The 26,763-nt window shown below is 61.5% G+C and carries 28 protein-coding genes; 17 read left to right on the top strand and 11 right to left on the bottom strand.

What is annotated here, in order from left to right; translation table 11 throughout:
* Positions 1-6: 6 nt before the first annotated feature.
* Positions 7-921: a DMT family transporter gene (locus BS629_RS33155; RefSeq protein ID WP_018244452.1), complete on the top strand. Its 915-nt coding sequence runs from the start codon at positions 7-9 to the stop codon at positions 919-921.
* 44 nt (positions 922-965) lie between these two features.
* Here BS629_RS33155 and BS629_RS33150 read toward each other — a convergent pair whose 3' ends face one another.
* Positions 966-1,484: a Dps family protein gene (locus BS629_RS33150; RefSeq protein WP_018244451.1), complete on the bottom strand. Its 519-nt coding sequence runs from the start codon at positions 1,482-1,484 to the stop codon at positions 966-968.
* 233 nt (positions 1,485-1,717) lie between these two features.
* Between BS629_RS33150 and BS629_RS33145 the strand changes: the two genes are divergently transcribed.
* Both BS629_RS33145 and cysK read left to right on the top strand, forming a co-directional pair.
* Positions 1,718-2,335, top strand: a complete 618-nt coding sequence (locus BS629_RS33145; RefSeq protein WP_018244450.1) for a LysE family translocator — start codon at positions 1,718-1,720, stop codon at positions 2,333-2,335.
* 145 nt (positions 2,336-2,480) lie between these two features.
* On the top strand, positions 2,481-3,443 hold the full coding sequence (gene cysK, locus BS629_RS33140; protein WP_018244449.1) for a cysteine synthase A: 963 nt from the start codon (positions 2,481-2,483) through the stop codon (positions 3,441-3,443).
* Here the strand turns inward: cysK and BS629_RS33135 are convergent.
* From BS629_RS33135 to BS629_RS33110, 6 genes are all read right to left on the bottom strand, one after another.
* The gene (locus BS629_RS33135; protein WP_018244448.1) at positions 3,440-4,027 is read right to left on the bottom strand and encodes a hypothetical protein; all 588 of its coding nucleotides are present in this window, start codon (positions 4,025-4,027) and stop codon (positions 3,440-3,442) included. The two genes, cysK and BS629_RS33135, sit on opposite strands and share 4 nt — an antisense overlap.
* Before the next feature lie 421 nt (positions 4,028-4,448).
* Positions 4,449-5,981, bottom strand: a complete 1,533-nt coding sequence (locus BS629_RS33130) for a YifB family Mg chelatase-like AAA ATPase (RefSeq protein WP_018244447.1) — start codon at positions 5,979-5,981, stop codon at positions 4,449-4,451.
* Between the two features lie 229 nt (positions 5,982-6,210).
* Complete coding sequence (gene gshB, locus BS629_RS33125) at positions 6,211-7,158, bottom strand: glutathione synthase (protein WP_018516393.1); 948 nt, start codon at positions 7,156-7,158, stop codon at positions 6,211-6,213.
* Positions 7,159-7,306: 148 nt separating this feature from the next.
* Positions 7,307-8,329, bottom strand: a complete 1,023-nt coding sequence (locus BS629_RS33120; protein ID WP_018244445.1) for an ABC transporter permease — start codon at positions 8,327-8,329, stop codon at positions 7,307-7,309.
* The gene (locus tag BS629_RS33115; RefSeq protein ID WP_026188585.1) at positions 8,313-9,833 is read right to left on the bottom strand and encodes a sugar ABC transporter ATP-binding protein; all 1,521 of its coding nucleotides are present in this window, start codon (positions 9,831-9,833) and stop codon (positions 8,313-8,315) included. The genes BS629_RS33120 and BS629_RS33115 overlap by 17 nt, the downstream gene beginning before the upstream one ends.
* A gap of 182 nt (positions 9,834-10,015) precedes the next feature.
* Complete coding sequence (locus BS629_RS33110) at positions 10,016-11,002, bottom strand: sugar ABC transporter substrate-binding protein (protein WP_018244443.1); 987 nt, start codon at positions 11,000-11,002, stop codon at positions 10,016-10,018.
* A gap of 334 nt (positions 11,003-11,336) precedes the next feature.
* Here BS629_RS33110 and BS629_RS33105 point away from each other — a divergent pair, with 334 nt between their 5' ends.
* Positions 11,337-12,356, top strand: a complete 1,020-nt coding sequence (locus BS629_RS33105; protein WP_018244442.1) for a LacI family DNA-binding transcriptional regulator — start codon at positions 11,337-11,339, stop codon at positions 12,354-12,356.
* A gap of 29 nt (positions 12,357-12,385) precedes the next feature.
* On the opposite strand, the gene BS629_RS33100 is transcribed toward BS629_RS33105, so the two are convergent.
* From BS629_RS33100 to rsmI, 3 genes are all read right to left on the bottom strand, one after another.
* The gene (locus BS629_RS33100) at positions 12,386-12,889 is read right to left on the bottom strand and encodes a cupin domain-containing protein (RefSeq protein ID WP_018244441.1); all 504 of its coding nucleotides are present in this window, start codon (positions 12,887-12,889) and stop codon (positions 12,386-12,388) included.
* Between the two features lie 118 nt (positions 12,890-13,007).
* Positions 13,008-13,376 carry a YraN family protein gene (locus BS629_RS33095; protein ID WP_018244440.1) on the bottom strand — a complete coding sequence of 123 codons (369 nt, stop codon included), beginning with the start codon at positions 13,374-13,376 and terminating at the stop codon, positions 13,008-13,010.
* Positions 13,366-14,283, bottom strand: coding sequence for a 16S rRNA (cytidine(1402)-2'-O)-methyltransferase (gene rsmI / locus BS629_RS33090; RefSeq protein ID WP_018244439.1), 918 nt, complete (start codon positions 14,281-14,283; stop codon positions 13,366-13,368). The genes BS629_RS33095 and rsmI overlap by 11 nt, the downstream gene beginning before the upstream one ends.
* A 260-nt stretch (positions 14,284-14,543) precedes the next feature.
* Here rsmI and dnaN point away from each other — a divergent pair, with 260 nt between their 5' ends.
* From dnaN to BS629_RS39420, 8 genes are all read left to right on the top strand, one after another.
* On the top strand, positions 14,544-15,662 hold the full coding sequence (gene dnaN / locus BS629_RS33085) for a DNA polymerase III subunit beta (RefSeq protein WP_018244437.1): 1,119 nt from the start codon (positions 14,544-14,546) through the stop codon (positions 15,660-15,662).
* Positions 15,663-15,716: 54 nt separating this feature from the next.
* Positions 15,717-16,628, top strand: a complete 912-nt coding sequence (locus BS629_RS33080) for a DUF72 domain-containing protein (protein WP_018244436.1) — start codon at positions 15,717-15,719, stop codon at positions 16,626-16,628.
* Positions 16,629-16,723: 95 nt separating this feature from the next.
* On the top strand, positions 16,724-17,323 hold the full coding sequence (pmtA, locus tag BS629_RS33075; RefSeq protein WP_018244435.1) for a phospholipid N-methyltransferase PmtA: 600 nt from the start codon (positions 16,724-16,726) through the stop codon (positions 17,321-17,323).
* A gap of 1 nt (position 17,324) precedes the next feature.
* Positions 17,325-17,906 (top strand): histidine phosphatase family protein, encoded by a 582-nt coding sequence (locus BS629_RS33070; protein WP_018244434.1) that lies wholly within the window; start codon positions 17,325-17,327, stop codon positions 17,904-17,906.
* 6 nt (positions 17,907-17,912) lie between these two features.
* The gene (pyrF, locus tag BS629_RS33065) at positions 17,913-18,620 is read left to right on the top strand and encodes an orotidine-5'-phosphate decarboxylase (RefSeq protein WP_018244433.1); all 708 of its coding nucleotides are present in this window, start codon (positions 17,913-17,915) and stop codon (positions 18,618-18,620) included.
* A 28-nt stretch (positions 18,621-18,648) separates the two neighbouring features.
* Complete coding sequence (locus BS629_RS33060; RefSeq protein WP_003544731.1) at positions 18,649-18,936, top strand: DUF1330 domain-containing protein; 288 nt, start codon at positions 18,649-18,651, stop codon at positions 18,934-18,936.
* 112 nt (positions 18,937-19,048) lie between these two features.
* On the top strand, positions 19,049-20,029 hold the full coding sequence (locus BS629_RS33055; RefSeq protein WP_018244432.1) for a complex I NDUFA9 subunit family protein: 981 nt from the start codon (positions 19,049-19,051) through the stop codon (positions 20,027-20,029).
* Positions 20,030-20,312: 283 nt separating this feature from the next.
* On the top strand, positions 20,313-20,465 hold the full coding sequence (locus BS629_RS39420; RefSeq protein WP_003544729.1) for a hypothetical protein: 153 nt from the start codon (positions 20,313-20,315) through the stop codon (positions 20,463-20,465).
* Positions 20,466-20,709: 244 nt separating this feature from the next.
* Here the strand turns inward: BS629_RS39420 and BS629_RS33050 are convergent, their stop codons facing one another.
* Positions 20,710-21,507, bottom strand: a complete 798-nt coding sequence (locus tag BS629_RS33050; protein WP_018244431.1) for an undecaprenyl-diphosphate phosphatase — start codon at positions 21,505-21,507, stop codon at positions 20,710-20,712.
* 232 nt (positions 21,508-21,739) lie between these two features.
* Here BS629_RS33050 and BS629_RS33045 point away from each other — a divergent pair, with 232 nt between their 5' ends.
* From BS629_RS33045 to BS629_RS33025, 5 genes are all read left to right on the top strand, one after another.
* The gene (locus BS629_RS33045; protein WP_003544722.1) at positions 21,740-22,432 is read left to right on the top strand and encodes a glutathione S-transferase family protein; all 693 of its coding nucleotides are present in this window, start codon (positions 21,740-21,742) and stop codon (positions 22,430-22,432) included.
* 12 nt (positions 22,433-22,444) lie between these two features.
* The gene (gene queG, locus BS629_RS33040) at positions 22,445-23,602 is read left to right on the top strand and encodes a tRNA epoxyqueuosine(34) reductase QueG (protein ID WP_018244430.1); all 1,158 of its coding nucleotides are present in this window, start codon (positions 22,445-22,447) and stop codon (positions 23,600-23,602) included.
* Positions 23,602-24,471, top strand: a complete 870-nt coding sequence (locus BS629_RS33035) for an SDR family oxidoreductase (RefSeq protein ID WP_077988769.1) — start codon at positions 23,602-23,604, stop codon at positions 24,469-24,471. The genes queG and BS629_RS33035 overlap by 1 nt, the downstream gene beginning before the upstream one ends.
* A 407-nt stretch (positions 24,472-24,878) precedes the next feature.
* On the top strand, positions 24,879-25,241 hold the full coding sequence (locus tag BS629_RS33030; RefSeq protein WP_018244428.1) for a septal ring lytic transglycosylase RlpA family protein: 363 nt from the start codon (positions 24,879-24,881) through the stop codon (positions 25,239-25,241).
* A gap of 131 nt (positions 25,242-25,372) precedes the next feature.
* Positions 25,373-26,662 (top strand): RsmB/NOP family class I SAM-dependent RNA methyltransferase, encoded by a 1,290-nt coding sequence (locus BS629_RS33025; protein ID WP_018244427.1) that lies wholly within the window; start codon positions 25,373-25,375, stop codon positions 26,660-26,662.
* The last annotated feature ends 101 nt before the right edge of the window (positions 26,663-26,763 follow it).

Raw genomic sequence — 26,763 nt, 5'->3', positions numbered from 1 at the left:
ACCGAAATGGAGGCAATCATGGGCAGTGACATCAAAAGAGGCACGGTGGAAATGACGGCAGCGATGCTGATCTCGGGGACGATCGGTTGGTTCGTCGTCATGTCGGGCCAGCCTGTCAGCGGCGTGGTCTTCTGGCGCTGCCTGTTCGGCGCGCTCACTTTGCTTGTCATCTGCGGTGCTCTCGGGCTGCTGCGGCCAGGCATCATCACGCTGCGCGCCTTCGGCATCGCCATATCAGGCGGTATCGCCATCGTCTTGAACTGGCTGCTGCTGTTTGCCTCCTACTCGCATGCGACGATCTCGATCGCGACGACGGTTTACAACACCCAGCCTTTCATGCTGCTCGTGCTCGGCGCGCTTTTTCTCGGCGAGAAGATCACGGCCACCAAGCTGTTCTGGCTGACACTCGCCTTCGCCGGCATGATTGCCATCGTCGAGGCAAAACCGGGGACAGGCGGGGCGGCATCTGACGGTTACGGCCTCGGCATCCTGATGGCGCTCGGTGCCGCCTTCTTCTACGCGCTCGCCGCCCTTGCCGCGAAATGGCTGAAAGGCACGCCGCCGCATCTGATCGCGCTCATCCAGGTCGCAACCGGCATGCTGATGCTGGCGCCGATGACCGATTTTTCTCATCCGCCCGGCGATGTCGGATCCTGGGCGATCCTGGTGACCGTCGGCGTCGTCCATACCGGGCTGATGTATGTGCTGCTCTACGGTGCGATCCAGAGGCTGCCGACGCATCTCACGGGCGCTCTGTCCTTCATCTATCCGATCGCGGCGATCCTGGTCGACCGGCTGGCCTTCGGCCACGCGCTGCAGCCGATGCAGATCGCAGGCGCCGCGATCATTCTCCTTGCCGCCGCCGGCATGAATCTCGGCTGGACGCCGCGCTGGCTGCGGCCGCGGGCGGTGGAGAGCTGAACCGGGCGTTCGATCGGGATGGCCGAGACGCCCGGTTGCCGACATTACCTCTGCGGGCGCGTCGTTTCGAACAGGAACCAGGTGCGGCGCTCGCCCTCGTCGATCCAGTTCTCGATCAGGCTGGCGGTTGCGACATCATTGTGCTCGTCGCAAAGGCCATGCACTTCGCGCAGCAGCGAAACGAGTTGAGCGTTGTCCTCGCGCAGTTCCGACAACATGTCTTCGGGCGTGACGAAATCCGCGTCATTGTCCAAAAGGCGCTGCTGGCGAGCGATCTGGCCGATGGAGCGGAGCGTCGTGCCGCCGATCTTGCGGGCACGCTCGGCAATGTCGTCGGTCATCGCGAAGATCTGTTCCGCCTGTTCGTCGAGCAGCAGATGATAGTCGCGAAAATGCGGGCCGGACATGTGCCAATGGAAATTCTTGGTCTTCACATAAAGCGTAAAGACATCGGCGAGCAGTGCGGTCAGCGCCGCCGAAATATCGGTAATGGCGTTGGTCGGCAGGCTGGACGGCGTCTTGAGTGGCGAAAGCCTGCGGGTTTCGGCTGGCGTATCGGACATTTAATCTCTCCTTGGTGATGAAAATCTCTAGCGCCACCGGCCGGGACAACCGCGGCGGGCCGCGCTGATCGCGCATTTGCAGAGAGAGAAATAGCAAGGCCGGGTCGCTTTCCAAGTAGATCATGGTCTAGCAGACCTATTCCTTATGGTTATGGACCGATCAGCGCCAAAGCATTGATGAAGAAGCGGCGCTTGCCTATAGATGGGCGGTGGAAGCCCTGAGGGTTAAGAAGATGAGCCTCACCGTCCTGATCACCTATGCCGAAGCGCTGTTCATCGCCGCGGCCATTCCGGGACCCGGGATTACCGCAATCGTCGCGCGTGCGCTCGGCTCGAATTTCCGCGAGACCTTCTTCATGGGTCTCGGCCTGGTGATCGGCGACATGACCTATCTCACAGCGGTCATTCTCGGCCTTGCCTTCGTGGCGCAGACCTTCACCGAGGTGTTCATAACAATCAAGATCGCCGGCGTCCTCTATCTCGGCTACATCGCCTGGAAACTCTGGACGGCGGGGCTGCTGCCGCAGGATATTGCGGCACGGAAATCGACCAATATCGGCCTGTCCTTCCTCTCCGGCCTGCTGGTGACGCTCGGCAATCCGAAGACGATGCTCTTCTATGTCGCCCTGGTGCCGACGCTGATCGATATCGGCAATATCGGGCTACGCGACTATGCGATCCTGCTCGCCGCCACCTTCGTGGTGCTGATCGTCGTGCTTGTGCCTTATATGCTGCTTGCCTCGCGGGCCCGCACGATGCTGAGAGAGCCGCGGGCCTTGCAGGCGCTGAACCGGGTTGCCGCCGGCATCCTCGCCGGCACGGCAGCCTTCATCGCCACGCGGGCGGCCTGAAATAAACATTCGGCAAGAAACGGTTATCAAAGGTTTTTTTCTCTCCTGACCGCTCCTCCAGGTCGAACGCGGTCTGGCCTAGACGGGTCTTTGACCCTATTCTCCCCCTCGATTTCAGGAGCAGGATTTCAAAGGGAGAGCACCCATGTCGCACAAGCCCGGCCGCGGCCGCATCTATTCCTCGATCACCGAGACCATCGGCGACACGCCGCTCGTGCGCTTCGACAAGCTGGCGCGGGAAAAAGGCGTCGTGGCGAACCTGATCGGCAAGCTCGAATTCTTCAACCCGATCGCATCCGTGAAGGACCGTATCGGCGTCGCGATGATCGAGGGCCTCGAAGCGCAAGGCAAGATCACCCCCGGCAAGACGGTGCTGATCGAGCCGACCTCCGGCAATACCGGCATCGCGCTCGCCTTTGCCGCCGCCGCCAAGGGCTATCGGCTGATCCTCACCATGCCGGAGACGATGTCGGTCGAGCGCCGCAAGATGCTGGCGCTGCTCGGCGCCGAGCTGGTGCTGACCGAGGGGCCAAAGGGCATGAAGGGCGCCATCGCCAAGGCCGAGGAACTGGCGTCCTCCCTTCCCGATGCCGTCATTCCGCAGCAGTTCGAAAACCCTGATAATCCCGAGATCCACCGCAAGACGACGGCCGAGGAAATCTGGAACGATACCGACGGCACGGTCGATATCGTCGTATCGGGCATCGGCACCGGCGGCACGATCACCGGCGTCGGACAAGTGCTGAAGAGCCGCAAGCCCGAGATCAAGATCATCGCCGTCGAACCGGCCGATTCGCCGATCCTATCCGGCGGCAACCCCGGCCCGCACAAGATCCAGGGCATCGGCGCCGGCTTCGCGCCAAAGATCCTCGATACCGGCATCTATGACGAAGTCGTCACCGTTTCCAACGACGAGGCCTTCGAACAGGCACGCCTCGTCGCCCGGCTCGAAGGCGTGCCGGTCGGCATCTCCTCGGGTGCAGCACTGACCGCCGCCATCAAGGTCGGCATCCGTCCCGAGAACGCCGGCAAGAACATCGTCATCATCATCCCGTCCTTTGCGGAGCGTTATCTGTCGACGGCGCTGTTTGAAGGGCTCGGGAGCTAAAGGTGGCTATGGCGGGGCCTTTCCGCCGGCAATTTATCCTGCAGAATATCGGGGCGCTTCGGCGCCCCATCATTTGTGCCGTCACCTGCATCCCAATCGACGTGGGACGAAAGTTCTGTGGCAGTCCGTAATAACGATTGTCGATGTCCACCTGAGCTCGTTGAATGCAGGTGTTTGCCAACCTTCGCCATGACTTCCGCCAGCGTCGCGGTCAAACGATTCAGCTCAGTGTGCTCTCTCGTCCGCTCCGGAGCATAGCGCGATATGATGTACTCACGCTTTGCTGTCATTGCCTCGAGATGCAAGGCAGTCTTCTTTCTCAGTTTAAGTTTGGCAACGAACAAAGGCTCAGCGAGATTGTGCATCCGTTTTCGTATTTCTTCTGGAGCAACGCCTTCATGGCGCAGGAAGGCATTTAAGTAGAGTTCGATAGCGTGAATGGCGCACATTCGAGCTGGAGCAATGGATATTGCAACTCGCTTCTGACCCTTCCCGAACAGGAATTTCGAAGCGAGAGAGTAGGCATTCGCTAAGTCTAGAACCTCCGATGGGTTAGCGTTCGAGCCCGGATATTCGTTACTCATCTACATCCCCGGCAGATTTTCTTATCCGTCACCTCCGATCGACTATGTCGAACGGACCGACATCCTTCTCAAAATTTTTTCAGCCTAATCTAATATTGTAAATAGCGACGAAGTGAGGAGAGGCCCTTACCCCTAACGGATAAGCAACGCAGATGTTTAAATCGGCGTCCTAGGCAGCTTCGGCACCGCTTTTGGCAGGTCAGCCCCTGCCAAGAGCATTCGCGGCCGGCAGCGCGCCATAACGGCAGCGATCAATCGTTCCGTCGGGGTTGGGTTCGCGGACAGCGACATAATCTCATAATCCGGCAGCGCACCGGCGGGGATTTCGCTGAGGGCAGCATCAGCGCCAGCGCGATCGGCAGATCGGTGAGCGGCCTGACGACTAGTACTTCAAAATATCTACGCGCATCCGCCCTTCTTCTTAAGCCGCAGCCGTCAGCCTTTCGCCGGCGATGCGGTAGGAGATCGCTTCGGCGAGATGGATGCGGCCGACCGTCGGCTTGCCGTCGAGATCGGCAAGCGTGCGGGCGACCTTGAGCACGCGGTGGTAACCGCGGGCGGAGAATTTCATCTTCTCGGCGGCGTCGCGCAGCAACTGCAGGCCGCTGGCATCGGGCTCGGCCAGTTTCTCGATCATCGCGGTCGAGCAGCGGGCATTGGTGCCGATGCCCTTGGCGCCGGTGCTTTCGAAGCGCTCCTGCTGGATTGCGCGGGCGCGGGCGACGCGGCGGGCGACATCGGCGCTGGTTTCAGCCGCCATCGGCCGGATGAGATCGGCAGCGGAGACGGCCGGCACATCGATGCGGATATCGATGCGGTCCATCAGCGGGCCGGAGATGCGGGCCTGGTAATCGCTCATGCAGCGCGGCCCGCGGGCACAGCTATGGCCCGGCTCGCCGGCCATGCCACAGCGGCAGGGGTTCATCGCCGCGATCAGCTGGAATTTCGCCGGATAGGAGACGCGGTGATTGGCACGGGCAATGACGCATTCGCCGCCTTCGAGCGGCTGGCGCAGCGCATCGAGCGCCTGCGGCGTAAATTCGGGGAACTCGTCGAGAAACAGCACGCCGTGATGGGCAAGCGAGGCTTCGCCTGGACGGGCGCGCAGGCCACCGCCGACGAGGGCTGCCATGGTGGCGGAATGATGCGGGGTGCGGAAGGGCCGGCGATCGGAAAGCTTGCCGCCGGAGAGCTGGCCGGCGATCGAATGCACCATCGAGACTTCAAGCAGCTCGGCGGCCGAGAGCGGCGGCAGGATCGACGGCAGCCTGGCTGCCAGCATCGACTTGCCGGAGCCCGGAGGACCGACCATCAGCAGATTATGGCCACCGGCGGCCGCCACCTCGAGCGCCCGCTTGGCGCTTTCCTGACCCTTGATCTCGGCGAGATCCGGCAGGTTTGCGGCATTGGCGCGGATCGACGGGTCCGGCCTGGATAGGACTTGCGTGCCACGGAAATGATTGGCAAGGGCGATCAGGCTGCGGGGTGCAAGGATATCGACGTCGGCGCCTGCCCAGGCGGCTTCGGCGCCGCTTTCGGCGGGGCAGATCAGCCCCTTGCCGAGCGCATTGGCGCCGATCGCGGCCGGCAGCGCGCCTGATATGGCGGCGATCGTGCCGTCGAGATTGAGCTCGCCGACGACGACAAAGTCCGACAGTGCATCGGCGGGAATGGCGCCGAGGGCGGCCATCAGGGCAAGGGCGATCGGCAGATCGAAATGCGAGCCCTCTTTCGGCAGGTCGGCAGGCGCCAGATTGACCGTCACCCGCTTTGCCGGCAGCGCCAGGCCGGAGGCGTGGAGGGCCGCCTGCACGCGCTCGCGGCTTTCGGCAACCGCCTTGTCAGGCAGGCCGACGATCTGCATCCCGACCTTTCCGGGAGCGACCATGACCTGGACCTCGACCGGCACACCTTCGATACCCTGAAATGCAACCGTACTGACACGCGCGACCATAAGCCCATCCCCTTGCCGCAAACTTTTATATACCGCCCTGCAGCCTTTTTCGATGCATGTCGTGGTCCCAAAACCGCTGCACAGTTTTGGGCGACATGCATTAGGGCCAGCGGTTGCAATCTGGCATGGAAGCTGGAATAAAACAAGAACAATCAAAGAACATAGTCGGGCATCCGCTGTGACCTTGTTTGGCTCGGTCGCTGGACCAGAACGGTCATGGGCGGCTGGCTCAGCCGCGCTTGCGCTCGATCGCATCCCAAAGCAGGGCTGCTATATCGGCACCGCCGAACTTCTTGACCTCGCGAATGCCTGTGGGCGACGTGACGTTGATCTCGGTCATGTAATCGCCGATCACATCGATGCCGACGAGCAGGAAGCCGCGCTCCCTCAGCGCCGGGCCGATGCGGGCGCAGATTTCCTGTTCGCGCGGCGTCAGCTCGGTCGCCTCGGCGCGGCCGCCGACATGCATGTTGGAGCGGCTGTCGTGTTCGGCCGGCACGCGGTTGATGGCGCCGGCGAATTCGCCGTCGACCAGGATGATGCGTTTGTCGCCCTTGCGCACGTCGGGCAGATATTGCTGGGCGATGAAGGGCTCGCGGAAAAGCTGGCCGAACATCTCCAGCAGCGAAGAGAGGTTGCGGTCGTCGCGGGTCGAATGGAAGACGCCGGCGCCGCCATTGCCGTAAAGCGGCTTCAGGATGATGTCGCCCATCTCGTCGCGGAAGCGGCGGATCTCGGCGGCATCCTTGGTGATCAGCGTCTTCGGCATCAGATCGGAGAATTCGGTGACGAAGATCTTCTCCGGCGAATTGCGCACCCAGGCCGGATCGTTGACGACGAGCGTCTTCGGGTGGATGCGCTCGAGCAGATGCGTCGCGGTGATATAGGCCATATCGAAGGGCGGATCCTGGCGCAGCAGCACGACATCCATGGTCGCGAGATCGACGCGCTCCGGCGCGCCAAGCTCGTAGTGATCGCCCTTGACGTCACGCAGCACCATCGGCTCGACGCTGGCATAAAGCCGGTTGTCGCGGAAGCTCAGGCGATCGGGCGTGTAATGGAAGAGCCTGTAGCCGCGCGCCTGCGCTTCCAGGCTCATGGCGAAGGTGGAATCACCCGCGATATTGATGCCTGCGACATGATCCATCTGGACCGCTACATTGGTGATCTTGGCCATTTCCATCCCTCGCTGAATGCCGGACAGATGTAGGTCGGCCAGATATCAAACGCAACGGCCAATCAAGGGCTTCGGCACTGGAGCATTTTTGTTTTTGCGCAATTCCGGACGCAAAACCGCTGCGCACTTTTTTTGCTGGAATTGCTTTTCACCGCGTTTCGAGTTTCCGCATCAACCGGCCGCGATAGCTATCGAGAATGACGGCGAGCACGATGACGGCGCCGATGACGATCGGCTTGATATTGTCGTCGGCGCCCAAGAGCTGCAATCCCGTCGACAGCACCTGCAGAATGCAGGCGCCGACCAGCGTGCCGACAATCGAGCCTTTGCCACCCGAAAGGCTGGTGCCGCCGATAATGACGGCGGCGATCGCATTCAACTCGTAGCCGATGCCCGCAACCGGGCTCCCGACATTGAGACGGAGCAGATAGACCATGGCCGCAATGCCGGCCGTCAGCCCTGAGATCGTGAAGACCGCAATCTTGTACCGTTTGGGCTCATGCCCCGACAGCCGGACAGCCTCTTCATTGGTGCCGATCGCGAAGACGAAGCGCCCGAAGACGGTGTAGCGCAGCACGAACCAGCCGATCAGGACGACGACGATCGCAATCAGAAAGATCGACGGAAATATGCCCCAGAAGATCAGGTTGCCGAAATCGACGAAAGGCTGAGGCAGGCCGGTGATCGTCGAATTGTCGCTGACAACGCGCGCCAGGCCGCTCGCGACGTTCAGCATGCCAAGGGTGACGATAAAGGAAGGAAGCTTCCACTTCTCGCAAATCCACCCGTTGACGGCGCCAAGGATGGCACCCGTGCCCATCGACGCAAGACATGCGAGAACAATCGCCTGCCATGGCGAAAACGCCGGATTGATCATGATCGTCGCACCGATCACCGTGCAAAGGGCAAGCAGCGACCCGACCGAGAGATCGATGCCGCCAACGAGGATGACGAAGGTCATGCCCGCAGCAAGCACGGTGTTGATGGCAATCTGCACGAAGATCTTCAGGAAGTTCTCCGGCGTTGCGAAATAGGGCGCCGTCGCCGAGAAAAACGCCAGGATCAGAATGAGGGCAATGGCGACGCCCGCCTCCTTCAGCGAGATCCGGATAAGCTTGTCCCAGACGCTCACCTCTTTCGCCTCGGTCTGTTTTTCAATGTTGGCGGACACGACTGTACTCCTTGTAGGCGAGCGAAAGGATCCTGCTCTCGTCAAATTGTTCCCGAACTATTTCGCCCGATATCTTGCCGTCGGAGAATACGATGATGCGATGGCAAATGCCCATGAGCTCCGGCAGATCCGAAGAGACGACCAGAACGCCTTTTCCCTGAGCCGCAAACTTCCACAGAAGCTCATAAATCTCGGCCTTTGCACCGACGTCGATTCCACGGGTCGGCTCATCGAAAATCAGCACTTTGGGACCGCGGAACAGCCATTTTGCAATGACGACCTTTTGCTGGTTGCCGCCGGAAAACGTCCTGACGGCCTGATGGATGGACGGGGTCTTGATGCGCAGTTCGCGCACGAGGCGCTGCGAATGATCATCCTGCGCCCTTCGCATGATCAAGCCGTTGCGGGAGATCTTGGCGAGATCGGTTATGGTGGCATTTTCGGCGCAGCTCATATCGAGCATCAAGCCCTGCATCTTGCGGTCTTCGGTTGCCAGGCAGAGCCCGGCAGCAACGGCGTCCTTTGGCGAATGGATCTCAACCGGCTTGCCATTCACGCGAATTTCGCCGGTCGCTTTGGCGTCGGCGCCGAATATGGCGCGAACCGCCTCCGTCCGGCCGCTGCCGACAAGGCCGGCAATGCCGACGATTTCCCCCCGTGCCACGGAAAATGACAATTCCGGGCTAGTGCGCGTCACCTTCAGGCCGGACACACCGAGCGCCTCGCCGGACACGGTGCTGTCGCTGCGAAAAATGCCATGATCCGAAAGCTTCCGCCCGACCATGAGTTCGACGATGTCAGGAATAGCAAGTCCGGACAGCGGACGCGTGATCACATGCTGGCCGTCGCGCAGCACTGTCACATCGTCGCCGACGTCAAAGATCTCCTCCAGCCTGTGAGAGATGTAGAGCGTGGTCACGCCACGCCGCTTCAGGCGCTTGAGAATTTCAAAAAGGCGATCGACCTCTTTGGAGGTCAAGGTTGCTGTCGGTTCGTCGAGAACGAGAAGCTTGCTTTCGTAGCAAAGCGCCTTGGCGATCTCGACCAATTGAAGCTGCGCAACGCTGAGGCGGCTCGCCAGTGTCGTCGGAGCCACGTCGAGGCCGACCTCTTCCAGGAGTTCCGCCGCTCTGCTGTTCATCGCCTTATAGTGCACCAGGCCATATCGGCGCGGCAGATGCTCAAACAGCAGGTTTTCTGCCACCGTGAGGTTGGAAAGCGGATGCAGTTCCTGGTGAATGACCCGGATGCCCGCCTTGAACGCCTCCAGCGGCGAGGCCGGATGGTATTGTTTGCCGTCAAACAGGATGTGACCGTCATCCGGCCTGAAAACGCCGCCGAGTAGGTTGATCAGGGTCGACTTTCCAGCACCGTTCTCGCCCAGAAGAACGTGGCCCTTGCCGCGGCCGATCCGCATGGAGACATCCTTGAGCGCCACGACGCCCGGGAAGCGCTTGCCGATCCCTTCCAGCCTCAAAATCTCGTCATCTGCTGCGTCTGACACGTCGACCTCATGCACGCTCTGTTCGAACTCCACGCAGCACGCATCCCAGGGGCTCGGAAGCGAGCCTCACCTGAAGCGATCAACGCGTCAATCGGTTGCTAGCGGTGAGCGCCGGCCGCGGCCGGCGCTTCCTGTACGCTGCCGCGCGTCATTTTTCAGACGCGCGATGCGGGCGATCCCGACTATTTGAGATCCGCTGCGGTGACCAGCTTGATGTCGGTCTTGACCCAACCGGTGAATTTCTCGCCGGCAAGTTCGCGCATGCCATACTGGATGCCGAGGACCGCCATCTGCGCACCATACTGTTCGACGGTGGCAAGCATCTTGCCATCCTTGATCAGCGGCTGGACCGGCGGAATGTTATCGAAGCCGACAACCTTGATCTTGCCACTTTGGCCGGCCGCATCGAGCGCCTTGACAACGCCGAGGGCCATCGAGTCGTTGGCTGCCATAACGCCCTGAATATCCTTATATTTCGTCAGGAAATTCGTCATGACGGTATTGGCTTCTTCCGTCTCCCAATGGGCCGTCTTGCTGTCGAGAAGCTCAAGCTTGCCAGACTTGACGGAGTCCACGAAGCCTTCCTTGCGCTCCTTGGCATTGTCGGCCTCGGGGTTACCCTCGAGGATGACGACCTTGGCGCCGGGTCCCAGATCCTTGGCAAGCGCGTCGCCCGCAAGCGTCGCCCCGCCCTTATTGTCAGGCCCGAAGAAAGCGAGATCGATACCGGCTTTCTTCTTCGCATCGGCATCGAGCGGCACGTCGATGTTGATGACCTTGACGCCAGCCTTGACTGCCTTTGCCAGCGGGGTTGCCATGGCCTTTGAATCGGCCGGCGCGACAACGATGATATCGTATTTCTGCGTGACGAAGTTTTCGACGGCATCGACCTGGGAAGCGAAATCTCGCTCGTCCTTCATGCCGACGGCCTTGAAGTCGAACTTGTCCTTGTTCTCGGCCGCATATTTGTCGGCGCCGGCCTTCATCTGCTTGAAGAACTCATTGGACAAGGATTTCATGATCAGGCCGACCTTCGGCTTGCCGGCCGCAAAGGCGGGCGACACGCCACAGGACAGCGCAAGCACCAAGGTGCCGGCAAGTCCGAGCTTCAATGCCGCACGGCGCGGCGCATTGATCAAGACGGATTCACGCTTCATAGAATTGGACATTTTTTCCTCCGAACGGCCCTGGGCTCAGCTCCACCTGAGTTGCCTGCGGCAATGAACCGTTTCCAACGACATCTGGGTAGCACGCCCTTAAAAATTGTCAAGCAGTGGAAATTCAGCCAAACGCCCGCTTTTGTTCCTGTGTTTCGCTCATATCGGTGTGCATGTGATGAACCGTTTCCATTGAGCGTTGGCCCACGCTCATGCTATGGAGACTGGCGGTCAATATTGAGATGCAGCCCTTTGACGAGGGCGGTAAAGACCATTAGCTGGAAGCTTCGGTCAGGCGCCCTTCGGTGTCTTCCGAAGGCGCAGAGAAAGGGCCACTGTTTCCGTTATGTCAAAGGTCGGGATTCGAGAGGTTGCCAAGCTTGCGGGAGTTTCCACCGGGACCGTTTCGCGAATTTTGAATGATCATCCCTCGGTGACGAATGAATTGCGGGCGCGCGTCACAGCGATCATCAAAGACCTCGGCTATACGCCCGACCCGTCGGCGAGAAGCATGCGCGGCAAGGTCAGCCGCCTCATCGGCATCGTCATTCCGGATCTGACCAATCCCTTCTTCGCGGAACTTGTCCAATCGGCGGAACAAGCGGCGGCAAATCACGGCTATAATATCATCGTCATGACGTCGTTTGATCATGCGGCCAAGGAGGCTGACCGCATCAAACAGCTGACAAGCCGTAAGGTCGACGGCATCATGCTGGTTCCCAGCAATGATTTCCACACACTCAAGCTGCCGAAGGGCTTGCCGATCGTCGTCGTCGACCGGCTTATGCCAGGGTATTCCGGCATTGCCGCCGATCACCGCAATGGCGTTCGTCTTGGCGTCGAGCATCTTTTGCAGCTCGGCCATCGCCGCATCGGCTTCATTTCGGGGCCTGGGCACTCCGTCCCCGCTAACGATCGACTCAGGGGCTATCTCGATGCAATCGAGCAGGCGAGGGAGCGGGCAGACGGCACACGAATGGCAGGACCACCGCTGATTGCCGAGGCGGCCTTCGACTACGAGAGCGGCCGTTCCGCGGGAAATTATCTTCTGGCCCGCGCGCGAAACGAGCGGCCGACGGCGATCTTTGCAAGTTCGGACCAGCAGGCAATCGGCTGCATGCGGGCAGCGCATGATCTGGGAATCCCGATACCTGCAGCCCTTTCGATCCTCGGCTTCGACGGCATCCCGCTCGCAAGCATGACAACGCCACGCCTGACGACAGTGAAACAGCCTATTCAAGACATAGCCGCAGCTGCGGTGGCTGTTCTGTTGAACAAGCAAACCGCGCCCGAGCTCGACAATCCGATCCTATTCGCTTGCGAGATCTTGAAGGGCGAAACAACCGCCCCGCCTCAGCCTGATTAGCGCATAGGTCCGAACATCGAAATCGATCGTCAGGCGGCGATGCCCTGGTTGCCGCTGTTGCGCAGCATGTTGCGGAGGCGGTAGGCGATCGCCAAGGGCTTCGGGAAGGGCTTGCGCAGGAAGGCGACCTTGCGGACGTAATTGTCGACCCGCCAGCTCGCCCAGGTTCCGCCGGCGAAAAAGGCGACGTCGCCGGCGCGCAAGGTGCGTTCGGTGCCGTCCTCGGCAGTGATATGGACCTCGCCTTCGAGGATCATCACGGTCTCGTCCCAGCCGAAGCGCCAGCGGAATTCACCCGCCGTGCAATCCCAGATCGCCGTCAGCGACGCTTCGTCATGGCCGCGCGAATGTTCGGCCGTGCGGGCCTGCGGATTGCCGCTGACGATCCAGTCCGGATTGATCGGCGTCGGCTTCAATGGCAGCAGGTCGCTCGCATGCGCGACGAAGGATTTCCCGGCCGGCTTCGCCACGGCATAAGGCGCGGAGCGCGCGGCCATGGCGACCGCACTTGCAAGCATCAGCTTCCAGGCCATGAAACAATCCCCAATTGTTATCCCTACCGAGATTTGGGGTAGCAGAGAGTCGTAAGAACCTCGTTCACGCGGGAACTAAAAGTTTAACGATTCGAAAACGGATTGGACCATAAAGGCGCTAAAACGCATCCGGAAAGTGCCGCGGCAGGCGGCCGGGCATGATCGCCACGATATCATAGCGCTGGGAAAGGCGAGCCTGGTCCGCCTGGCGGGCGAGCCAGAGATCGCTTGCCGCCCGTATGCGCTTCTGCGCGGCAATAGAGACGGCATCGACCGCCGCAGCCTCGCCATGGCGGGCCTTGACCTCGACGAAGACGGCGAGATCACCCTTGCGGGCAATAATATCGATCTCGCCGAGCCGGGTGCGGTGGCGCAGAGCCAGGATGCGGTAGCCCTTCAGCATCAGGAAGGCGGCCGCGACATATTCCGACATGCGGCCCCGGCGCAGCGCCTTCCTCCTGATGGCGGTGAGATCATTATCGCCCATCGGCGTTCTTGATCTCCAGCAGGCGCTGGTAGAGCACCTTGCGCGGCAAGCCGGTGAGGCGGGCGGCCTCGGTGGCGGCGCCTGCCGTCGGCATTGACTTCGACAGGTCGGCCAGCATGGCTTCGACATCGGCCTCATCAGTCTCGACCGGCGCCGGCGGACCGATCACGAGGACGATCTCGCCCTTGACGTTTTCCACTTGCTGATAATGGGCGGCGAGGTCGGCAAGCGTGCCGCGACGGAACTCCTCATAGGTCTTGGTCAGCTCGCGGCAGACGGAGGCGGGCCGCGTGCCCCCGAGCACATCGGCGGCGGCCAGAAGCGTTGCACCGATGCGGTGCGGCGATTCAAAGAAGATCAGCGTCGCGGGTGCCGCGGCTAATTCACCGAGACGGTCGCGGCGGGCCTTGTCCTTGGCCGGCAGGAAACCGGCGAAAAGGAAGGCATCGTTCGGCAGGCCGGAGCCGACAAGGGCTGCGAGCGGCGCAGAGGCGCCGGGAATGGGAATGACGCGGTACCCTGCCGCGATCGCCTGTTGGGCCAGCCGGTAACCGGGATCGGAAACCAGCGGCGTGCCGGCGTCGGAGACCAGCGCCACCGAACGCCCGGCTTCGAGCGCCTGCAGCAACCTTGGACCGGCCTCGTCGGCATTGTGCTCATGATAGGCGAAGGGACGGTTCTGGATGCCGTAGCGGTCGAGCAGCACGCGGGTGACGCGCGTATCTTCGCAGGCGAGCACATCGGCGCCGGCCAGCGTTTCCAGCGCCCGCAGCGTAATGTCGCCGAGATTGCCGATGGGGGTGGCGACCAGATAGAGCGCCGGCTCCAGCGGTCGCGCCGGCACCGTTGCATTGTGCAGGCGGAAGCTTCGCCGGCTGGCGGCGTCCGCTGTCGTTTCCTCATTCATGCCATTTGCTTTCGTCCCGCCGGCTCGTCGCCGGCATCGAAGCCTTTATGGGCGAGCGGCACCGCTTCGGCAAGGGTTCGGATTTCTGTGAGCATTGCTCTGGAAAACCGCAAATGCAGGGGTGCCGGCGTCCATGCCTCTTGCAAAGCAATGCTGAAGTCTGCCATTTTGCCCGTCCACTCCCCCGGCCTCAAGCCGGGACAGCATTCTTCGGGTGCTCGACGCGCCCGGACAGTCACGGTCGAAAGCGGTAGCATCCCATGCGTATTACTATTGAGCGGTCAAACCTGTTGAAATCGCTGAACCACGTCCACCGCGTGGTCGAACGTCGCAACACGATCCCGATCCTGTCCAACGTACTGCTCAAGGCCGACGGCCAGAAGCTCGACATGAAGGCGACCGACCTCGACCTCGAAATCACCGAGGCGACACCTGCTAGCGTCGAGCAGCCCGGCGCCACTACCGTTCCCGCCCATCTTCTCTACGATATCGTGCGCAAGCTTCCCGACGGCTCGGAAGTGCTGCTTGCCACCAGCACCGATGGCGGCGCGATGACCGTGCAGTCCGGCCGCTCGAAATTCTCGCTGCAGTGCCTGCCGGAGTCGGACTTCCCTGATCTCACAGCCGGCACATTCACACATTCCTTCAAGCTGAAGGCGACCGATCTGAAGATGCTGATCGACCGCACGCAGTTCGCGATTTCGACGGAAGAGACGCGTTATTATCTCAACGGCATCTTCTTCCACACGATCGAGAGCAATGGCGAGCTGAAACTCAGGGCGGTTGCGACCGACGGTCACCGGCTGGCGCGTGCCGATGTCGATGCGCCCTCCGGCTCCGAGGGCATGCCCGGCATCATCATTCCGCGCAAGACGGTCGGCGAACTGCAGAAGCTGGTCGACAATCCCGAAACGACGGTGACCGTCGAGGTCTCCGACGCCAAGATCCGGTTGACGATCGGCTCGATCGTCATGACCTCGAAACTGATCGACGGCACCTTCCCGGATTATCAGCGCGTCATCCCCACAGGCAACGACAAGGAAATGCGCGTCGACTGCACGACCTTCGCACAGGCGGTCGACCGCGTCTCGACCATCTCCTCCGAGCGCGGACGCGCCGTGAAGCTGGCGCTTTCCGAGGGGCAGCTGATGCTGACCGTCAACAATCCCGATTCCGGCAGTGCGACTGAGGAAGTCGCCGTCGGCTACGACACGGATGCGATGGAAATCGGCTTCAACGCCAAATACCTGCTCGACATCACCGCCCAGCTTTCCGGCGAGGAAGCGATCTTCCTGCTTGCCGATGCCGGCTCGCCGACGCTGATCCGCGACACGGCGGGCGACGATGCGCTCTACGTGCTGATGCCGATGCGCGTCTGACGGGAACGAAGGCGACCGCTTGCCGTTTTTCCTCCTGTCAAAACGGAGGATCCCATGACCAATAAGACGGGAACGGTGCGCATCGGCATATCCGGCTGGACCTATGGGCCCTGGCGCGGCCAATTCTACCCGGAGGACCTGCCGCAGAAGCAGGAGCTTTCCTACGCCGCCCGCCACTTCCGGTCGATCGAGATCAACGGCACCTTCTACGGATTGCAGCGGCCCGAAAGTTTCGGCCGCTGGCGCGACGAGACGCCGGATGATTTCATCTTCGCGGTCAAGGGACCGCGCTTCATCACCCATATGCTGCGGCTGCAGAATATCGAGACGGCGCTCGCCAATTTCCTCGCCTCCGGCCTGCTGCGGCTTGGTCCCAAGCTCGGGCCGATCCTCTGGCAATTGCCGCCGAACATGGCCTTCGATCCATCCCTTTTCGAAAGCTTTTTGTCGCTGCTGCCGCATGACCGCGACGCGGCGATAGCGCTTGCGAAGCGTCATGACTGGCATATAAAGAGACCGGCCTGGCTTAAAAGCGACGGACACCAACCGATCCGCCATGCGCTCGAAATCCGCCACGAGAGCTTCCGCTCACCCGCCTTCATCGAGATGCTCCGGCGTCACAAGGTCGCTCTCGTCTGCGCCGATACGGTGAAATGGCCGCTGCTGATGGATATCACCGCCGATTTCGTCTATTGCCGCCTGCATGGCTCCGAAAAGCTCTATGTCAGCGGCTACGAGGACGAAGCACTCGACATCTGGGCGCAACGCATCCGCGCCTGGGCCACGGGCGGAGAACCTGAGAACGCGATACGGGTACTGCCCCCCGTGCCGGCGCGCAGCAAGGACCGCGACGTTTATCTCTACTTCGACAATACCGACGTGAAGCTGCGCGCGCCTGTCGACGCCGATCACTTGGCCGAAAAGCTTGCCGATCTCATGCCGGATTCAGCGCCGAAAGCCGCATGAGCTGTTGATGTCGATGTCCTTGTTGCGAAAATCCTTGTCCCTTAAACGACAAGCGGCATATTAAGGCATTCGATCAACATGCGGATGGGTGGAGAATGAGCTTACGGGTCAAGGTGAAGGAACGGTTCGGGAAGAGGTTCGACGACGAGATCCGCTTCTTCCGAGGCATGATGCAGGGGCCGAAGACGGTGGGCTCGATCGTGCCGACCTCCTCGATCACGGCGAAGCGCATGGCAAGCGTCGTCGATATCCATTCCGGGCTGCCGGTGCTTGAACTCGGGCCGGGCACGGGCGCCATCACCAAGGCCATCCTCGGCCGCGGCGTTCGTCCGGAAAATCTCGTTGCGATCGAATATTCGACGGATTTCCACAAACATCTGCTGCGGACCTATCCCGGCGTGCACTTCATCAACGGCGACGCTTTCGATCTTCAGACCACTCTTGGCAATTTCGGCGGTCTCACCTTCGATTCCGTCGTCTCGGGCATTCCGCTTCTGAATTTCCCGATGGCGAAGCGCATCTCGCTGCTCGAAAGCCTGCTCGATCGACTGCCGGCCGGCCGGCCGATGGTGCAGATTTCCTATGGGGCGATCTCGCCGATCGCCGCCAATCCCGACCGCTACCATATCCAGCATTTCGACTTCGTCATGCGCAACATTCCGCCGGCGCAGCTCTGGATCTACAAGCGCGGCTGAGATGTTCGGGATCTACATCACTCATCCGCAGGTCAGGATCGACGCCAACGTGCCGGTGCCGAAATGGGGGCTTTCCGATGTCGGCGCGGCACGTGCCCGCAAAGCGGCAGAGAGCGGCTGGGCCAGGCAGTTGCAGCGCATCGTCTCCAGCGACGAGACGAAGGCGATCGAGACGGCCGAAATTCTGGCGGAGGCTTCCGGCGTGACCGTCGAGATCGTCCCCGCCATGCACGAGAACGACCGCTCGGCCACCGGCTTCCTGCCGCCGCCGCAATTCGAAGAAGCCGCCGACTGGTTCTTTGCCCATCCGGAACAAAGCTTCAAGGGCTGGGAGCGCGCCGTCGACGCGCAGGCCCGCATCGTCGAGTCTGTTAACGCCGTTCTTGCCACACATGATGCGACGGCGCCGATCGCCTTTGTCGGCCATGGCGGCGTCGGCACGCTGCTCAAATGCCATCTGGCGGGGAGCTCGATCGCGCGCGACCGTGACCAGCCGGGCGGTGGCGGCAATCTCTATGCTTTCGGTCTTGCGGATCGCCGCTTATCATGCGACTGGACGCCCATCGAAGACTGGCAGGGGTGACTTCAGATGGACGCACGCGAGCGGTTGATCGTCGGCCTGGATGTTCCAACGATCGGCGAGGCGGAAAGACTGGTTTCCGCGCTCGGCGACGATATTCTCTTCTACAAGATCGGCTATCAGCTAGTCTTTGCCGGCGGCCTGGAATTCGCCCGCGATCTTGCCGCCAGCGGCAAGAAGATCTTTCTCGACATGAAGCTGCTCGACATCGACAACACCGTTGCCTCCGGCGTCGAGAACATCGCCAAGATGGGCATGTCGATGCTGACGCTGCACGCCTATCCGAAAGCGATGAAGGCGGCGGTCGAGGCCGCGGCCGGTTCCGGCCTCTGCCTGCTCGGCGTGACCGTGCTGACCTCGATGGATGCCGATGACCTTGCCGAGGCGGGCTACAGCCAGGATCCGCACAGCCTGGTGCTGCGCCGCGCCGAACAGGCGCGCGCAGCCGGCATGGGCGGCGTGGTCTGCTCGGCGGCGGAAGCGGCTGAGGTACGCGAAATCGTCGGACCCGAGATGGCGATCGTCACCCCCGGCATTCGCCCTGATGGTAGCGACAAGGGCGACCAGAAGCGGGTGATGACGCCTTTCGACGCGCTGAAGGCGGGAGCGACGCATCTCGTCGTCGGCCGGCCTGTCGTCAAGGCGCCGGATCCCCGAGATGCCGCCCGCGCCATCCTCAGCGAGATGGTGTCGGCGCTCTGGCCGGCAAACCGCTGATAGTTTCAACGACAAAAGGGAGAAGACCATGGCCAAGGGATATTGGATCGCCCGCGTCGATGTTCGCGATGCCGAGCGCTACAAGGATTATGTGGCGGCCGCCAAGCCGGCCTTCGAAAAGTATGGCGCGAATTTCCTGGCGCGCGGCGGCGCCTTCACCGAACTCGAGGGCAAGGCGCGCGTCCGCAACGTGGTGATCGAATTCCCGTCGATGCAGCATGCGGTCGACTGCTATAATTCGCCGGAATACCAGATCGCCGCGAAAATCCGCCAGGAAGTCGCGGATGCGGAAATGGTCGTCGTCGAAGGGGTCTAGAGCGGTCTCGCATCCCGCAAAACTGACGGTACGATAGGTCTTCCCGTCGCGCCGGGATTCGGCTAAGACGAAGCCAATCAAGCATTCCGCAAAGCCTTTCGAGGAGCCTGCCATGACCCTTGCCAACCTGCCGCCGCTCGTCACCGTGTTCGGAGGGTCCGGCTTCGTGGGCAGGCACGTGGTTCGGGCGCTGGCCAAGCGCGGCTATAACATCCGCGTCGCCGTGCGCCGTCCCGATCTCGCCGGCTTTCTGCAGCCGCTCGGCAATGTCGGCCAGATCTCCTTCGTCCAGGCGAACCTGCGCTACCGCAGCTCGATCGATCGCGCCGTCGACGGTGCGAGCCACGTCGTCAACTGCGTCGGCATTCTGCACGAGGTCGGCCGCAACACTTTCGACGCCGTGCAGGAATTCGGCGGTCGTGCGATTGCTGAGGCGGCGCGCGGCGCAGGCGCGACGCTGACCCATATTTCGGCGATCGGCGCCGACGCGAAATCCGATTCTGACTATGGCCGCACCAAGGGTCGCGCCGAAACGGCCATCCTCTCGGTCAAGCCCGATGCGGTGATCTTCCGTCCGTCGATCGTCTTCGGACCGGAGGACAGCTTCTTCAACAAATTCGCCGAGATGGCGCGCATGTCGCCGATCCTGCCGCTCGTCGGCGGCGGCAAGACGAAATTCCAGCCTGTCTATGTCGAGGATGTCGCCGAGGCCGTCGCACGCGCCGTCGACGGCAAGGTCGCCGGCGGCAAGGTCTATGAGCTTGGCGGGCCAGAGGTGCTCAGCTTCCGCGAATGTCTCGAGACGATGCTGAAGGTAACGTGCCGCAAGAACCCGCTGGTATCCCTGCCCTTCGGCATCGCTTCGATGATCGGCAGCATCGCTTCGCTGGTCCCCTTCATAACGCCGCCGATCACGCCGGACCAGGTGCGCCTGCTGAAGCGCGACAATGTCGTCTCCCCCGTAGCCGAGGCGGAAGGCCGCACGCTGAAGGGCCTCGGCATTGCGCCCACCATGGTGGCATCGGTGCTTGGCTCCTACCTGGTGCACTATCGTCCGCACGGCCAGTACACGGGTACCGGCAAGGCCGCCTGACCATCTTTTCCGAGGAACGATACCGCCGTCCGCCGATACCGCGGGCGGCGTTTTGGCGTTGGCGTGTCCCGCAAAGCTCGGCGCAAGTTTGAAGTGTTCTGGTGCTCGGCATACTCAGCGGCGTTGCATAAAAGACGCATCGGAATTTTTGTGGAATTAACGCCAAATTTAGCAGGAACGTTTATTGCTATTTGCCATTCCACTGACTACCAAACCCGCGCGTCTTCCAACGGACTCAACGCCTGCGGTCGCGTGCGGCAATCACTGTGAAAGGCATTTCTCGATGGGCAAGTCAATCGCGCTCCTGTTTGCGTGTGCGGCGCTGGTTATCCTTGCAGGCTCTTTCGTTGCGCCCGGTTCGGTCGCGGCGGTAAAGGGCGATTGCTCGCCGGCCTACGGCGTCGATCCTTGCTCGACGGCTTCGATCATCCATTGACGAAAGGCCGGCCCTGCGCCGGCATGCTGCTCCAAGCCAGCAGTCGACCGGAGCGCCTGAAACAGCGCGCTCCGCAATGAACGTTCAGTCTCGCCTGTATCAAAAACGGCGGCGGGCGCTTATCCCCTCAACATCGCCTATCTGAAATCGGCGCCCTGCCGGTAATCGAGTGTCTATTCGAGAAGTCCGGCGGGCATTTGCATTCGCGCCGGGAGTTGCGCGAATGCAACGCGGGACGGATGTCTCAGGCAATGAAACCGGTCGCGGCCATGCCGAGCAGCAAGACACCGAGAATGATGCGGTAAATGGCAAACAGGGTAAACCGGTTGCTCCTGATATAGGCAAGCAGCCATTTAACGGCGATGAAGGCGACGACCGTGGAGACGACGAAGGCGATGCCGAGCGCCGTCCAGTCTTCGCCTGCCGCTCCACCATCCTTAAACGTCTTCAGCAATTCATAGCCGCTGGCGGCATACATTGTGGGTATGCCGACGAGAAAGGCGAATTCCGTCGCCGCTGCGCGGTTGCCGGTGCCCGCCAGCATGGCGACGAAGATCGTGGCGCCGGAGCGCGACGTTCCTGGGAACACCCCGGCGACGATCTGGGCGATGCCGACCAGGATGGCGACAAGCCAGGTGATCTCTTTATGGGGCGGCCTGCGGGCGGCGGCCCATTCGGCAAAAATCATCCAGATACCGCCGATGATGAGCGCCCAGGCAATCGGCGTCGCGGTCTCCGGCAGTTCAAAGCCGAGCTTCTTGACGACCAGTCCAAGAACGGCGGTGATGAGAAAGGCGACGATCAGCTTGGCGGCATAATCGCGGTTGGCAGGATCGCGCCAGCCAAGCACCAGATCCAGCAGCCGACGCCAGTAAATGATGGTGACGGCGAGGATAGCGCCCGCCTGAATAACGATGTTGAACATATCCGACCGATGTCCGAGCCATTGCTCCGCAATGATCAGATGGCCGGTGCTCGAGATCGGCAGGAACTCGGTGATCCCCTCTATGACGCCGAGAATTGCAGCATTTATATAATCCATACATTGTCTCCGGTTTAAAGTTCGGTCGGGCCTGAGCGCTTGGGCCGATCAGGCTGCCGCTTCCATTCGTTCGTTAGACCGTGTTTCGCCATTATCAGATGGCCTGAAAAATCCGATTCGCTTGTATTGGCGGGGCCAAGCTCCTATAGCTTCAACCAATGAGTCATGACTAGGGCGCTATAATTGAGCTGCCACACAGTCCTGTAACAGCAATCACAACGCCCGAGTATCGATGCCCACGCTTTATCATCATCCCATGTCATCCGCATCTCGCTTCGTCCGGCTGATCCTGGCGGAATACGGCTATCAGGCGGATCTGATCGAAGAGCAGACATGGGAGAAGCGCCGGGATTTCCTGGCGCTCAATCCGGCCGGCACGCTGCCGGTCTATGTCGACGACAGCATGCGCGCGCTCTGCGGCGCGAGCGTCATTTCCGAGTATCTGGACGAGACGCATGGCGTCTTGAAGCGCGACCGGCGGCTGCTCGCCGAAGATCCTTTCCAGCGGGCGGAAATCCGCCGGCTGACCGAATGGTTCATGCAGAAAATGGAAAACGACGTGACCAAGCCGCTCGCCCGCGAGCGTGTCTACAAGTTGCAGATGACAGCGGATCAGGGCGGTGGAGCGCCAGATTCCAAGGTTTTACGCACGGCGCGCGCGAACATCCGCCAGCATATGCGCTATCTCACCTGGCTCGCCGGTTCGCGTCAGTGGCTGGCGGGCGAGCGGATGAGTTATGCCGACCTGGCCGCCGCGGCCTCGATCTCCATCCTCGATTATCTCGGCGAGATCGAGTGGGCGGATTCGCCCGTCGTCAAGGACTGGTACCAGCGGCTGAAGTCACGTCCCTCCTTCCGGCCGATGCTGACCGAGCGCGTGCGCGGACTGACACCGGTTTCACACTATGCCGATCTGGATTTCTGACGAGGGCTCTTCATGCCCGAACCTGACAATGACGACAAAGAGCGCCGCCGCCGCGACAATTTGACCGAGTTCGTTCGGGCGGAATCTGCTGCCAAGGGCTTCGATCTCTGCCGCATCACGCGCCCGGACGCGATCCCGCAAGCCAAGGAGCGTCTCGGCCAGTTCATCGATGCCGGGCGCCACGGGACGATGGACTGGATGGCGGAGACTCGCGACCGGCGCGGCGATCCGCGCACACTCTGGAGCGACGTGCGCTCCGTCGTCGTCTTCGGCTTGAATTACGCACCGGAGGAAGATCCCCGCGGTATCCTCGACAAGCCTGATAAAGCGGCAATTTCCGTTTACGCCCGCAACCGCGATTACCACGACGTCATCAAGGGCCGGCTGAAGGAAATCGCCACGCGCTTTGCGGCACGGGCCGGCGCCGATGTGAAAGTCTTCGTCGATACGGCGCCTGTCATGGAAAAGCCCTTAGCGGCGGCGGCCGGGCTCGGTTGGCAGGGCAAACATACCAATCTCGTCAGCCGCATGCACGGTTCCTGGCTGTTTCTCGGCACGATGTTCACCACCGCCGATCTTGCCATCGACGCGCCGGAGACCGATCATTGCGGCTCCTGCCGCGCCTGTCTCGACATCTGTCCGACGGCTGCCTTTCCGGCGCCTTACCAGATCGACGCGCGGCGCTGCATCTCCTACCTCACCATTGAGCACAAGGGACCGATCGACGCCGATTTGCGCGTGCTGATCGGCAATCGCATCTATGGCTGCGACGACTGTCTTGCCGCCTGTCCCTGGAACAAGTTCGCAAGCTCCGCCTCCGAGATGAAGCTGCAGGCGCGGGAAGATCTGAAGGAGCCGTCGATCGCCTTTCTGCTGACGCTTGACGATGCCGTCTTCCGTACCTTTTTCAGCGGCTCGCCGGTGAAGCGGATCGGCCGCGACCGCTTCATCCGCAATGTGCTGATCGCCGCCGGCAATTCCGGCGAGACGGCGCTCATCGAGCAATGTCGGGGGCTTTCGGAGGATCCCTCGCCCGTGGTGCGCGGCATGGCGGTCTGGGCGCTTTCACGGCTGATGGAGGCTGGCGAATTCTCGGTCTTTGCCGCACAAAGAGCGGATGAGAAAGATGACGACGTCCTGAACGAATGGCGATTGGCGGGAGTGGGCTGATGCATGTGATGATCTTTGGCTGCGGTTATTCCGGCACGGCGATCGCCAAGGCCTTTGCCGGCAACGGCGTGCGTGTTTCCGGCACCACGCGTTCGCCAGACAAGATGGACGTGCTCCGCCAGAATGGCATCGAAGCATTCCTTTTCGACGGTGAGAGCATGGAAGAGGAGCTGCGCCGGGCGTTGACTGGTGTAACGCATCTCGTGCAGTCGATCGCGCCTGGAAAGGCCGACCCGCTGCTGCGGTTGCTTGACAAGGACGGCGCACGCCTGCTGCCGAGGCTCGAATGGATCGGTTATCTCTCCACGGTCGGCGTCTATGGCGATCACAAGGGCGCCTGGGTGAGTGAGGAAACGCCGTGCCTGCCCGTTTCCGGGCGGTCGAAGGAGCGGCTCGAGGCAGAAGAGGGCTGGCTGGCGATGGGCGGGGAGCGCGGTGTGCCGGCGGCGGTGCTCCGCCTTTCCGGGATCTATGGGCCGGGCCGCAACGCCTTCTGCAATCTGGCGAAGGGCACGGCGCGACGGCTGATCAAGAAGGACCAGGTGTTCAACCGCATTCGCGTCGAGGATATCGGTGCGGCGACACGTTTCCTATCAGAGCGCGGCCTCGGTGGCATCTATAATGTCACCGACGACCGGCCCGGCCCGCCGCAGGATGTGATCGTCGAGGCAGCCCGCCTGATGGGCGTCGAACCGCCGCCCGAGCAGGCGTTTGAGACCGCCGAACTGACGCCGATGGCACGCTCCTTCTACGGCGAGAACAAACGCATCTCGAATGCGAAACTGAAGGCCACCGGCTTCGAATTCTCCTTCCCGAACTATCCGATGTCGCTTGCGCAATTGTGGCAGGACGGGCGCTGGCGTGGGTAGAATGCAGTCCTGTTTGCGACGGGATGTACTCACCCAAAATGAGTAGGAAATTCCTACTTTGCCGCTTTGGCCGGACAATTTTCGCCGCATCTTATGGTTAACGGCCTTTAAATTTGCCCAAATGTGGCAGCAAATATGGCGAAATCGGAAAAATATTTTCGCGATTTTCGTGAACGCCAGGCCGTTAACTATCCCTTCGGAAAATTCGTTCGGATTTTAGCTGATTTTATTAGGTTTTTTCCACATTTGGGGGCGGCATGGATTCCTGAGATTCCATCACCGCACTCACGAATGTTACAGATTGTAATATTCCGTGAACACATCCGGCACTTTTTCGCCACTTTTTCGCAGATTTAAGCCCCGCCGCCTGCAAGGGCGTGAGTTCAACAGTTGAGGGATACTCTGTTTTGAAGAAAATACGTCGTTCTATTATCGTCGCCGCAACTATTGCCGCCTGTTCTTCCATGCTTCCGGCGGAAGGTTTTGCTGCAAATGGCTGTGGCGGTGCTTCATGGTACGCACTTCGCTCCAAAACTGCTTCCGGGGAACGTATGAACCCTGCCATCTTGACTGCCGCACATCGTTCACTTGCTTTCGGCACCAAGGTGAAGGTCACCAACCGCAATAATGGCCGCACTGTCGTCGTTCGTATCAACGATCGTGGTCCGTTCATCCGTGGTCGTGTGATCGACCTGTCGCGCGCCGCCGCGCAGAATATCGGCATGGTGAGCTCCGGCACCGCGAAGGTTTGCTACCAGGTCATCAGCTGAGGCGCCGGAAGCGGCGCTTGCTCTTGCCGTCAATCGCGGTTACCACCCGGTTGAGACTTGTGAACAATCCACTGCGTGACTATCGCGTTTGCGCTGGTCGTTCACACGCCACGGCAACAGGAGACATGTGAATGCGTCTGGGCGGCCGCCTCGAAGGGGCGATTTCTGTGCTCGCGGACATCGATGCCCGCAAGCGGCCCGTCGCCGACGCGCTGAAGGACTGGGGCCTCGCGCACCGCTTCGCCGGCTCCGGCGATCGTGCGGCGATCGGCAACATCGTCTATGACGCACTGCGCATGCGGCTTTCCCATGCCTGGCTGATGGATGACGATAGTGCCGCGGCGATTGCCCATGCCGTCATGTTCCGCCAATGGGGTTTCACCCCGGACAGTCTTGCCACTGAGCTGGCGGATGACAAGTTTGCGCCGACGCCGCTTTCAGCCGACGCCGCCTCGGCCATTCAAAGCCGCTCCCTCGACGATGCGCCGCCGCATATCCGCGGCGATATTCCCGAATGGGTCCAACCCTCCTTCGAACAGGCCTTCGGTGCCGGCTGGCTCGCCGAGGCACAGGCACTCGCCGCCCGCCCGACGCTCGATCTGCGCGCCAACCTGCTCAAGGCCTCCCGCGACAAGGTCGTCAAGGCGCTCGAAAGAGCCAACGCGCATGCAGCGAAGATCGCCCCCCACGGCATCCGGATTGCCGCCGGCGAAGGCGCCTCGCGACTTCCCAACGTGACAGCCGAGCTTTCGTTCCAAAAGGGCTGGTTCGAAGTTCAGGACGAGGGATCGCAGATCGTCGCCGACCTGGTGCTCGCCCATGATGGCGAACAGGTTCTCGACTATTGCGCCGGCGGGGGCGGCAAGACGCTCGCCATGGCGGCCGCCATGCAGAACAAGGGACAGGTTCACGCCTATGACGCCGACCGCAAACGGCTGGCGCCGATCATCGAGCGGCTGAAGCGCGCAGGCACGCGCAATGTCCAGGTGCATGACGACGCCAGGGCGCTCTCCGCCCTTGCCGAACGCTGCGACAAGGTGCTGGTCGACGCGCCCTGCACCGGCACCGGCACATGGCGCCGCCGCCCCGATACGAAATGGCGGCTGACGGCAAAGAACCTCGACGAGCGCACCGCCCAACAGCAGGACGCGCTGGCGCAGGCGAGCAGCTTCGTCAAATCAGGCGGCGAACTGATCTACGTCACCTGCTCGGTCCTGCCCCAGGAGAACGAGGAACAGGCGCGCCGCTTCACGGCCGCCAATCCTGATTTTCAGATCGTCAGCGCCCTGCCTGCCTGGGATCAGCTCTTCGGAAAGGACGCCCCGCGTCCGCATTCTTCCGACGGCCTGACGGTGACGCTGACGCCCGCCTCCACCGACACGGACGGCTTCTTCTTCTGCCGTATGCAGCGGAAGGGCTGACGCGGCTTAGCGGAGGCCTGCAACGGATAGCGATGCCGCGGCGAAATGGCGCGCTTGCTGCCGATTTTTCAAGCAGATGCCGTTCAAAAATGACCGGTTGG

It is taken from the genome of Rhizobium leguminosarum bv. viciae USDA 2370 (assembly GCF_002008365.1).
Classification (GTDB): domain Bacteria; phylum Pseudomonadota; class Alphaproteobacteria; order Rhizobiales; family Rhizobiaceae; genus Rhizobium; species Rhizobium leguminosarum.
Note: the sequence above shows the minus strand (reverse complement) of the source record. Positions and strands in the feature narration are given on the sequence as shown.

Bases quoted from the DNA above. Each gene is read 5' to 3' on its own strand.
- BS629_RS33050 (WP_018244431.1), bottom strand. From the start codon at position 21,507: ATGGATTATATAAATGCTGCAATTCTCGGCGTCATAGAGGGGATCACC.
- BS629_RS33095 (WP_018244440.1), bottom strand. From the start codon at position 13,376: ATGGGCGATAATGATCTCACCGCCATCAGGAGGAAGGCGCTGCGCCGG.
- pmtA (WP_018244435.1), top strand. From the start codon at position 16,724: ATGAGCTTACGGGTCAAGGTGAAGGAACGGTTCGGGAAGAGGTTCGAC.
- gshB (WP_018516393.1), bottom strand. From the start codon at position 7,158: ATGGCCAAGATCACCAATGTAGCGGTCCAGATGGATCATGTCGCAGGC.
- BS629_RS33135 (WP_018244448.1), bottom strand. From the start codon at position 4,027: ATGAGTAACGAATATCCGGGCTCGAACGCTAACCCATCGGAGGTTCTA.
- BS629_RS33025 (WP_018244427.1), top strand. From the start codon at position 25,373: ATGCGTCTGGGCGGCCGCCTCGAAGGGGCGATTTCTGTGCTCGCGGAC.
- BS629_RS33155 (WP_018244452.1), top strand. From the start codon at position 7: ATGGAGGCAATCATGGGCAGTGACATCAAAAGAGGCACGGTGGAAATG.
- queG (WP_018244430.1), top strand. From the start codon at position 22,445: ATGCCCGAACCTGACAATGACGACAAAGAGCGCCGCCGCCGCGACAAT.
- BS629_RS33060 (WP_003544731.1), top strand. From the start codon at position 18,649: ATGGCCAAGGGATATTGGATCGCCCGCGTCGATGTTCGCGATGCCGAG.
- BS629_RS33110 (WP_018244443.1), bottom strand. From the start codon at position 11,002: ATGTCCAATTCTATGAAGCGTGAATCCGTCTTGATCAATGCGCCGCGC.
- BS629_RS33105 (WP_018244442.1), top strand. From the start codon at position 11,337: ATGTCAAAGGTCGGGATTCGAGAGGTTGCCAAGCTTGCGGGAGTTTCC.
- BS629_RS33130 (WP_018244447.1), bottom strand. From the start codon at position 5,981: ATGGTCGCGCGTGTCAGTACGGTTGCATTTCAGGGTATCGAAGGTGTG.
- cysK (WP_018244449.1), top strand. From the start codon at position 2,481: ATGTCGCACAAGCCCGGCCGCGGCCGCATCTATTCCTCGATCACCGAG.
- BS629_RS39420 (WP_003544729.1), top strand. From the start codon at position 20,313: ATGGGCAAGTCAATCGCGCTCCTGTTTGCGTGTGCGGCGCTGGTTATC.
- BS629_RS33150 (WP_018244451.1), bottom strand. From the start codon at position 1,484: ATGTCCGATACGCCAGCCGAAACCCGCAGGCTTTCGCCACTCAAGACG.
- rsmI (WP_018244439.1), bottom strand. From the start codon at position 14,283: ATGAATGAGGAAACGACAGCGGACGCCGCCAGCCGGCGAAGCTTCCGC.
- BS629_RS33045 (WP_003544722.1), top strand. From the start codon at position 21,740: ATGCCCACGCTTTATCATCATCCCATGTCATCCGCATCTCGCTTCGTC.
- dnaN (WP_018244437.1), top strand. From the start codon at position 14,544: ATGCGTATTACTATTGAGCGGTCAAACCTGTTGAAATCGCTGAACCAC.
- BS629_RS33080 (WP_018244436.1), top strand. From the start codon at position 15,717: ATGACCAATAAGACGGGAACGGTGCGCATCGGCATATCCGGCTGGACC.
- BS629_RS33035 (WP_077988769.1), top strand. From the start codon at position 23,602: ATGCATGTGATGATCTTTGGCTGCGGTTATTCCGGCACGGCGATCGCC.
- BS629_RS33145 (WP_018244450.1), top strand. From the start codon at position 1,718: ATGAGCCTCACCGTCCTGATCACCTATGCCGAAGCGCTGTTCATCGCC.
- BS629_RS33070 (WP_018244434.1), top strand. From the start codon at position 17,325: ATGTTCGGGATCTACATCACTCATCCGCAGGTCAGGATCGACGCCAAC.
- pyrF (WP_018244433.1), top strand. From the start codon at position 17,913: ATGGACGCACGCGAGCGGTTGATCGTCGGCCTGGATGTTCCAACGATC.
- BS629_RS33100 (WP_018244441.1), bottom strand. From the start codon at position 12,889: ATGGCCTGGAAGCTGATGCTTGCAAGTGCGGTCGCCATGGCCGCGCGC.
- BS629_RS33055 (WP_018244432.1), top strand. From the start codon at position 19,049: ATGACCCTTGCCAACCTGCCGCCGCTCGTCACCGTGTTCGGAGGGTCC.